7 protein-coding genes and 1 pseudogene are annotated in these 8,347 nt (G+C 53.3%); 6 read left to right on the top strand and 2 right to left on the bottom strand.

Going from position 1 to position 8,347, the window contains the following annotated elements; genetic code table 11:
- The first annotated feature begins 366 nt into the window (after positions 1-366).
- The 4 genes and pseudogenes from J9B83_RS15335 to J9B83_RS15315 all read left to right on the top strand — a co-directional run bounded on the left by J9B83_RS15335 (position 367) and on the right by J9B83_RS15315 (position 3,170).
- On the top strand, positions 367-705 hold the full coding sequence (locus J9B83_RS15335; protein ID WP_211537674.1) for a MobC family plasmid mobilization relaxosome protein: 339 nt from the start codon (positions 367-369) through the stop codon (positions 703-705).
- Positions 695-1,054: pseudogene (locus tag J9B83_RS16120) on the top strand (relaxase/mobilization nuclease domain-containing protein); the annotation flags it as partial. The gene J9B83_RS15335 and the pseudogene J9B83_RS16120, both read left to right, overlap by 11 nt.
- 328 nt (positions 1,055-1,382) lie before the next feature.
- Positions 1,383-1,838, top strand: coding sequence for an MbeB family mobilization protein (locus tag J9B83_RS16115; protein ID WP_211537673.1), 456 nt, complete (start codon positions 1,383-1,385; stop codon positions 1,836-1,838).
- A 438-nt stretch (positions 1,839-2,276) separates the two neighbouring features.
- Positions 2,277-3,170, top strand: a complete 894-nt coding sequence (locus J9B83_RS15315; RefSeq protein ID WP_328797753.1) for a replication initiation protein — start codon at positions 2,277-2,279, stop codon at positions 3,168-3,170.
- Between the two features lie 84 nt (positions 3,171-3,254).
- Here J9B83_RS15315 and lspA read toward each other — a convergent pair whose 3' ends face one another.
- Both lspA and J9B83_RS15305 read right to left on the bottom strand, forming a co-directional pair.
- Entirely contained in the window at positions 3,255-4,334 is a 1,080-nt protein-coding gene (gene lspA / locus J9B83_RS15310; RefSeq protein ID WP_011638892.1) for a signal peptidase II, read from the bottom strand.
- Positions 4,331-6,736: a heavy metal translocating P-type ATPase gene (locus J9B83_RS15305; protein ID WP_211537671.1), complete on the bottom strand. Its 2,406-nt coding sequence runs from the start codon at positions 6,734-6,736 to the stop codon at positions 4,331-4,333. Before J9B83_RS15305 ends, lspA begins: the two co-directional genes overlap by 4 nt.
- A gap of 85 nt (positions 6,737-6,821) precedes the next feature.
- Here J9B83_RS15305 and cadR point away from each other — a divergent pair, with 85 nt between their 5' ends.
- Positions 6,822-7,262, top strand: a complete 441-nt coding sequence (gene cadR / locus J9B83_RS15300; protein WP_011638890.1) for a Cd(II)/Pb(II)-responsive transcriptional regulator — start codon at positions 6,822-6,824, stop codon at positions 7,260-7,262.
- Positions 7,263-7,529: 267 nt separating this feature from the next.
- Positions 7,530-7,790 (top strand): hypothetical protein, encoded by a 261-nt coding sequence (locus J9B83_RS15295; RefSeq protein ID WP_211537670.1) that lies wholly within the window; start codon positions 7,530-7,532, stop codon positions 7,788-7,790.
- Positions 7,791-8,347 lie beyond the last annotated feature (557 nt).

Below are 8,347 nucleotides of genomic sequence, written 5' to 3'. Positions count from 1 at the left end.
TTTGCCGTGAGACCAAAACAAGCCATATCAGATAATAGCCCTTTTGGGGGCTTTTGCCGTGAGACCAAAACAAGCCATATCAGATAATAGCCCTTTTGGGGGCTTTGCCTTCTTAGTGTTTATTTCTTTTACAGGTGGCTTCCTTCCGTTATCTCTTTTTGAATGATAAAAACAATATGTGGTATACTCTTACTACGGTATAAGCCAGCATACACAGAGTGCCCTTTCAAATTGCTTCGCATTTGACGGTCATCTGTGAGCTGGAAAGGGGTGCTACGCCCCCTTTACCCCTGTTTAGGCACGGATCTCACTACCTCGTTCCGAGCTAGATTCTATCCGCACCGTTATTTTTGTTGAGGTGGCTTTATGAGAGACGCGGAAAAACGCACAAAAGAGATCAAAATTCGCTGTACACAAGGGGAATATGAGGCTCTTGTCCTTCGTTCAGACCGGCCACGATTAGCGGAATGGATGCGTGAACAGTGCCTTGGTGTGCGTGCTCCCCGTTCTCGGCCGGTTCCGCTTGTTGAACCGGCTTTACTGCGTCAGCTTTCTGGATTAGGAAACAACCTTAACCAGATTGCTCGAGCGCTGAATGGCGAGCATTTTCATGCCCTAGATCGAGCCACGATCTTGTCGGCGTTAGCCGCACTACAGCGTGACCTGGATGTGATACGAGAGGAGTACACCGGCCATGATCGTTAAATTCTTTCGTCGCGGTGCCGGTCGAGGTTCTGGCTCGGTGGATTATCTGTTAGGAAAAAACCGAGATCGAGAGGGCGCGACCTTAGATCGAGGGGATCCTGATATGATCCAGGATCTCATCGATTCGTCTCCTTACGCGAAAAAATACACGTCTGGCGTCTTGTCCTTTGCGGAGCCTGACTTGAGCAGAGAAATCAAAGACGACCTCATGACGTCCTTTGAACGTGCCCTCTTTCCTGGTCTAGAAAAAGACCAGTATTCCGTGCTGTGGGTTGAGCACCGAGACAAAGAACGCCTAGAGCTGAATTTCGTTATTCCGAACGTCGAATTAACGACCGGTAAGCGGTTGCAACCCTGGTTTGAAAAAGCGGATAAGCCACGCATTAACGCCTGGAAATCGATCGCGAATATCGCTTATGGCCTACATGACCCTGATGACCCCATTAACCAGCGAGAAATGATCACGCCTAGGGATTTGCCGCCGATGAAGCAACAGGCATCACAGGCGATCACAGACAGCCTCATGATGCTGGCGAAAGCGGGGGTCATCCATGGCCGTGATGATGTGGTCAACGCTCTACAGAGTGGGGGCTTTACGATCAGCCGAACCACCAAAACAAGTATTTCTATTGCCGATCCTGATGGAGGGCGAAACATCCGACTAAAGGGGCTTTTGTATGAGCAAGATTTTAGACATGGCGCAGGACTTCGAGCAGAAATCGAAGGCGCAAGCCAGCGCTACCGAGCAGCAACTCAAGAGCGACTTCAATCGCTTCGCACAGTCTATCAAAGAGGAATTAGCCGCAAGCGAGAAGAACTTCAAAAAAGACATCCGCGCCTACTCTCGTCGCATGTGGTGGGTGACCCTAAAGACGTGGTTCTGGCTCTTTCTGAGCGTGGTAATCGTGGCTCTAACGTTATGGGGAATCGTCCAGTACCAGCTCTACGACATTCAGAGCAACTACCAACAGATCCGCGACCAGAAAGAGACCATCCAAACATTGAGCGCCCAGGGCGGAAATATGTCGATCAGTCATTGCGGGAAGACCAAACAACTGTGCGCTCAAGTCCGTCCAGAACTGGGGTTGTTTGGGGAGGACGGCGAGAACTACATGATCCTAAAGGGGAATTAGACGATGACCGAGCTAGAAAAACAGCTATTGAGCGCATTCGAGGATTTACAGAAAACGCACGTCGCTCAGCACAAGGACTTCGTCACGGCGTACAAAAACTTAGAGAGCATGTTCAACACTACCTCGTCCGAGAACGCGACGTTACGCCAAGAAGTGAACCGCTTGAGCGAGCGAGTCAACGTCTTGAGCAGTCTATTGGAAAGATTGACCAAATCGTGACTCAGAAAGAACGTGAGAGACAGAAGACGCGAGGGATGAACCGAGGTTTGGGGTTTTGAGCGTTTTACAGTAGTATGACCCCTATAAAACAAAACCCCACACGAATCTTATCAACTTGGCGGAAGATTATTCGATGTGGGGTTTAGGACAAATCCTAGAGGAACTTTAGCACATGCCCCTACCAAATAAAATATTTTACCGCCATTTGTGCGGTGTTGAGTGAACGAACAGCTCGACCTATTCCGACAGACTCTTCCTAAGAAGCCCTACCACTCAAACGATTTGATGACAGGTCTTCAAATATCGCAACTCAAAAATGCGATCCAGTCGCGTTTTATCCAACCGAATGGACCGACGCATAAATATTGGCTGGTCTTTGATGTGGACTCGTCCACGGCCACCCTTGATTGGTATGACCAACACGCTCCCGCTCCCAATATCGTGGCGACAAACCCGTTTAATGGCCATGCCCATTTGTTTTATGGTTTGGCGGTACCGGTGCGCACCGCGCCCGATGGAAAGCCGGCGCCTTTGCGTTACGCTGCGGCCATTGAGAGCGCTCTCAGAGAGAATTTGGATGCAGATGTGGGATACAAAGGGTTGGTGTGTAAAAACCCTTTAAACGCGCACTGGAGGGTTACGCAGTGGGAGAAAAACCTCTATACACTGGATTGGCTTGCGGATTGCCTCGATTTACGAGATCACCCGATCAAACAACATCAGTATGGACTTGGACGTAACTGTGAGCTGTTTGATTTGTTGTCTCGTTGGGCTCGTCGAGCGATCCGTCAAGGTTGGCCGAGTTACGATCAGTTTTTACAGGCGTGTCACGACCGTGCGATGGGTTATAACGCCCAACACTTCCCGAACAATCTCCTGCCTCTCAATGAAGTTCGTCATACCGCTCGCAGTGTGGCGAAATGGACGCACGCTAAGATCACCCCCGAAGGGTTTAGTGCATGGCAGTCGATACAAGGGTCGAAAGGCGGTAAAAAATCGAAAGGTGGTGGTAGGAAAGCCTGTTCTAGTTCTGTAAGACAAGTTAAGCCATGGGAAAATATAGGGATAAGTAAGGCGACATATTACAGGAACAAACAAAAAACTACTGGTTGAGTACATTTATGATTTTAAGCCATCGTCCTGTAGAATTCTAATTATTGAATTTTTAAGTGTAAGCAGTACTAAGATGACTATAGCTTAACCGGACACCTCGGCCTCTGTGCCTTTACTGCTTTTCGGTACAACCGTCAAGAACAGGCAGAGCGCTCCGATAGTTATCGCCACATCAGCGAGGTTGAAGGCGGGCCAGTGCGCAAGTCGCCAATGGAAGTCAAGGAAATCAACAACCTGTCCACGCAGCACACGATCCGCGACATTGCCCAGCGCACCGCCGAGGATCAGGCTGTATCCCATCGCTTCGAGACGGGGCAATTGCTGGCACAGCATGCGTCCCAGCCAAGCAGAAACGACCAGGCCCAGCGTGATGAAAAAGTAACGTTGCCAGCCGCCAGCGTTCGCCAGAAAGCTGAATGCCGCGCCGGGATTCAGGACATGGACGAAGTTGAAGAAGGGCGTGACTTCGACCTGTTCACCGTAGGCAAACGTGCGGGTGATGGCGAACTTTGCGAGCTGATCGGTCATGACAGCACTGGCGGCCACTGCGAACCAGACCCAAGTCGATGTGCGGCGAGCCGATTGCCACACAGGGGCGGCCAGCGGCATCAGCCACCCGGCGAGCGCCGTGCAACTCAATCCAAGTACCCACCCCGCCAGCACATCGGCAGGAAAGTGCATTCCGGCTGCGATGCGTGACCAACCGACCAATGCGGCGTACAACACCAAGCCGATGCGGCCACGACGGCCTATCAAAGGCCAGAGCGCGCCGACCACCAGCGCGGCATAGGTGGCATGCCCGCTGGGCAGGCTGTAGTGTCGTTCGATGCCCCCGATAACGCGCACCATGTCGCCAAAAACGGCAGGCGGGCGTGGAAAGTCGATCCATAGCTTCAAGATGGTGGCGACGAGAAATGCCAACGCAAAGGCCACGCTAAAGACTCTGAGTCTGTACCGGATGGCATCGGCCCGCGTTGGGTCAGGTGCCGACTTTGACCATCCCCACATCGCCAAGAGCATCAGTGGTGCAGTCCAGTAGTTGCCTATCACAAGGTTGAAGAACGATGCCAGCGGTTCCAGCGCTGCAGGTGTGCTCATGTTGATGGCTTGGAACAACGCGATGTTCAGACCACCCCAGTCGTAGAGAAAGAATTTCCAGCTCATTTGCGCAACAGCCTCAAGCCATTGCCAATGACGAGCAAGCTGGCCCCCATATCAGCAAACACCGCCATCCACATGGTCGCTTGACCCGTGAAGGTCAGCACCAGAAATACTGCCTTGATGCCAAGGGCCAGCACAATGTTTTGCATCAGCACCTGCGCCGTCGCACGCGACAGGCGCACGAAGGTCGGAATCTTGCCCAGGTTGTCGTCCATCAGGGCCACGTCAGCGGTCTCGATGGCGGTATCTGTGCCAGCCGCTCCCATGGCAAAGCCGATGTCCGCACGCGCCAAGGCCGGGGCATCGTTGATGCCATCACCGACCATGCCGACCTTGCCCTTTATGGCCAGTAGCTCAACTTCGCGCAGTTTGTCGTCTGGGAGCAGATTGCCTTGCGCACGGTCGATCCCGGCTTGTGCGGCAATGGCCTGTGCCGTGTGGGGGTTGTCGCCGGTCAGCATCATGGTGTTGATGCCCAGTGCATGAAGCTCGGCAATGGCGCTCCTGCTGCTTTCCTTGATGGTGTCCGCTACGGCAAATAAGGCATGAACCCCTTTTGCGCTGACCAACATCACGACAGTTTTACCCATGGTTTCCAGCGCCGCGATGCGCTGTTCCAGCTCGGGAGTACGCTGCCCCAGCTCTTCTAGCATCCGCTGGTTGCCAAGATGGTAGGTTTCACCGTTGATTTGGCCCTGCACACCCCGACCGGGCAGCGCGTTGAATTCGGCCACGTCGAGCAAGGCAACCCCGTCCGTCTGCGCGGCCAGTGCCACCGCCTTGGATACAGGATGGTCCGAGCGGGCCGCCAGACTGGCAGCGATGCTGCGGCTGTCCGAGGCGAGTGCATTGCCCCATGTGACAAAGTCGGTCTGTGCGGGCTTGCCGTGCGTGATCGTGCCGGTCTTGTCCAGAGCCAGCCAGCGCAGCTTGCGGCCTTCTTCCAGATAGACGCCACCTTTGATGAGAATGCCGTGGCGGGCGGCGGCGGCCAGGCCGCTGACGATGCTGACCGGTGTAGAGATCACCAGTGCGCACGGGCAGGCGACCACCAGCAGAACCAATGCACGGTAGATCCAGTCGAGCCATGCCGCACCCATGAACAGCGGCGGCAACAACGCGACGGCGATGGCAACGCCGAATACAACGGGGGTGTACCAGCGGGCGAACTGATCGACAAAACGCTGAGTCGGCGCACGACTACCTTGCGCAGCCTCTACCGCGTGAATGATCCGGGCCAAAGTGGAGTTGTTGGCCAAGGCGGTGACGCGGTACTCGAACGAGCCGGATTCGTTGATCGTGCCAGCGAACACCGAATCACCGGGGGATTTTTCGACCGGGAGGCTTTCACCCGTGATCGGGGCTTGGTTGACGGCAGAGCGGCCTTCCAGCACCTCACCATCAAGGGCGATGCGCTCACCTGGTTTGACCCGGACGCGGGCGCCGATGGTGATTTGCTTGGCGCCCACCTCGCGCCATGTGCCGTCAGCCTGCTGTACCGTGGCCTGTTCCGGGGTCAGGTCGAGCAGGCCACGGATAGCGTTACGAGCGCGATCCAGCGATTTGGCTTCGATTACCTCGGCCAGCGCGAACAGTACCATCACCATTGCCGCTTCGGGCCAGTGGCCGATCAACATGGCACCCGTGACCGCAATCGACATGAGGGCGTTCATGTTGAGATTACGGTTCTTGAGCGCAATCCACCCCTTCTTGTAGGTGGAGAGGCCACCCGTGAAGACCGCGACAAGCGCCAGAACGACAACCGACCAGTGATTGCCGTTGTGGAGCCAGTAGACCGCCTCGGCCGCCGATGCAGTGACCAAGGAGATGCCCAGCGGCCACCAGTTGGTCGGCGTGGTCACAGGGGCGGCGGATGGAGATGCGACCTCTGCCGTGTCCACGACCTGCGCCTCGAATCCAAGCGCTTGCAGTGCCACGAGCACGTCTGGCAGAACCTGGTTCGCATGGCGTACCGACAGCGTGCGCTGCATCAGGTTGAAATCGAGATCAGCAACACCGGCCACGGTGCCGAGCTTGTTGCGGATCAACGTCTCTTCGGTCGGGCAATCCATCTTGGCAATGGACAGCTTGGTCGTCTGCTCGGCCGACGCCTGATCCATGCGCACAGCTTGCATGCCGATGGCCTTCAGCGCCTGCTCGACGGGAGACAACGAAGGCAATTCGTGTCGCACGGCCAAGGTACGTTGCATCAGGTTGAATTCAAGACCCGCCACCCCCGCCAGACCGGCCAGTTTGCTTCGGATCAGCGCCTCTTCGGTCGGGCAATCCATGTTCTCGATGCGGTACACCGCTTGAGCCGATCCGGTTGCCAGCGGGGCCGGTGCCGTGGGTTGGATGATCGGCTCAGTCGTGCAGCCACACCCCTTTGAAGCGCATTCGCTCATGAGTAACTCCTGAAAATCTTCTATTCAGCCTCCATTAAAATCTCTATAGTCACTATAGAGTCAAGTGATAATTGGAGATTGATGCATGGAAATCAGAATTGGCGACCTCGCCAAGCGCTCTGGGTGCGAGGTCGTGACCATCCGCTACTACGAGAAGGAAGGGCTACTGCCGAAGCCAGCGCGAAGCGGTGGCAACTTCCGGCTGTACGGTGAGGCGCACATTGAGCGCTTGCAATTCATCCGTCATTGCCGTTCGCTCGAGATGACGTTGAGCGAGATTCGCGCATTGCTGGGTCTGCGAGACAACCCGATGCAGGACTGTGGGGAGGTCAACACGCTGCTGGAGGCCCATATTCAACAGGTGGAAATGCGTGTGTCCGCGCTGTTGCAGTTAAAACGGCACTTGGTTGATTTGCGCGAGAAGTGTTCTGGCTCTCGATCTGTAGAGGCGTGCGGCATTTTGCAAGGGTTGGGCAATTGCAATTGCCATGGTGAAAGTGCCACGAACAGTCAAACATCTGGGTAAGTAAGGGCTTAGCGTGCTTTATTTTCCGTTTTCTGAGGCGACCCCAACTACACTAGGCCAGGAAAAGATGATATTCCTGACAAAACCATAAAGTTCTTATTTTCATATTCAGACCATTGCTTTACTGATCACTATGGCGTTGAAAACTATATATATAGCCGCTCCCCTTCTGGAAAATATAGATATTTCTGCGAACTCAGATACAAGCTTTCACTTGGCCTACCTGATCTGTTAAAGGAAATTATAAAAAGTAACCCTCATTTGCTAATGACCTTTGTTGAACATAGTGAACAGTTTTTCTACGTAGAGCAGAACTACCAAGATGAAACTTACAGGGTCTTTCTAGAAATATCTCCCCTTAAAGATGATGCGAGTGGAGTGATAGAAGGCGTTCGTATAGATGTTAGATTAGCATATGACGAAAAGTCTCATGCAACCCCAGTTAGTGGTAGTGACTATCTAAAAATCTGGAAGATTATTGATGCTAGAATGACTGGTGTTAAGCTGAATAGAAAGAAGAGAAGATAAAAAAGGCGACTTTATAAGTCGCCTTTTTTATCGTAAAAATGGTGGAGGTCTTTGTATATCGCGGCTCGGCCTGCGGCCAAGAATTTCTTGGCAGACACTAACGTACTCAAAGAGTCCCACAGATCGTCAGTAAGTTTAGTATAGCAATCGCAATACTAAAGTAAAGCCCTGCTTTACCAATTCTAGGTGCCAAAGAGTGGTGAGACCAAAACAAGCCATATCAGATAATAGCCCTTTTGGGGGCTTTTGCCGTGAGACCAAAACAAGCCATATCAGATAATAGCCCTTTTGGGGGCTTTGCCGTGAGACCAAAACAAGCCATATCAGATAATAGCCCTTTTGGGGGCTTTTGCCGTGAGACCAAAACAAGCCATATCAGATAATAGCCCTTTGGGGGCTTTTGCCGTGAGACCAAAACAAGCCATATCAGATAATAGCCCTTTTGGGGGCTTTTGCCGTGAGACCAAAACAAGCCATATCAGATAATAGCCCTTTTGGGGGCTTTTGCCGTGAGACCAAAACAAGCCATATCAGATAATAGCCCTTTTGGGGGCTTT

The sequence above is a fragment of the Marinomonas vulgaris genome (assembly GCF_018145875.1).
GTDB classification, from domain to species: domain Bacteria; phylum Pseudomonadota; class Gammaproteobacteria; order Pseudomonadales; family Marinomonadaceae; genus Marinomonas; species Marinomonas vulgaris.
This window is presented reverse-complemented; position numbering and strand designations above follow the sequence as displayed.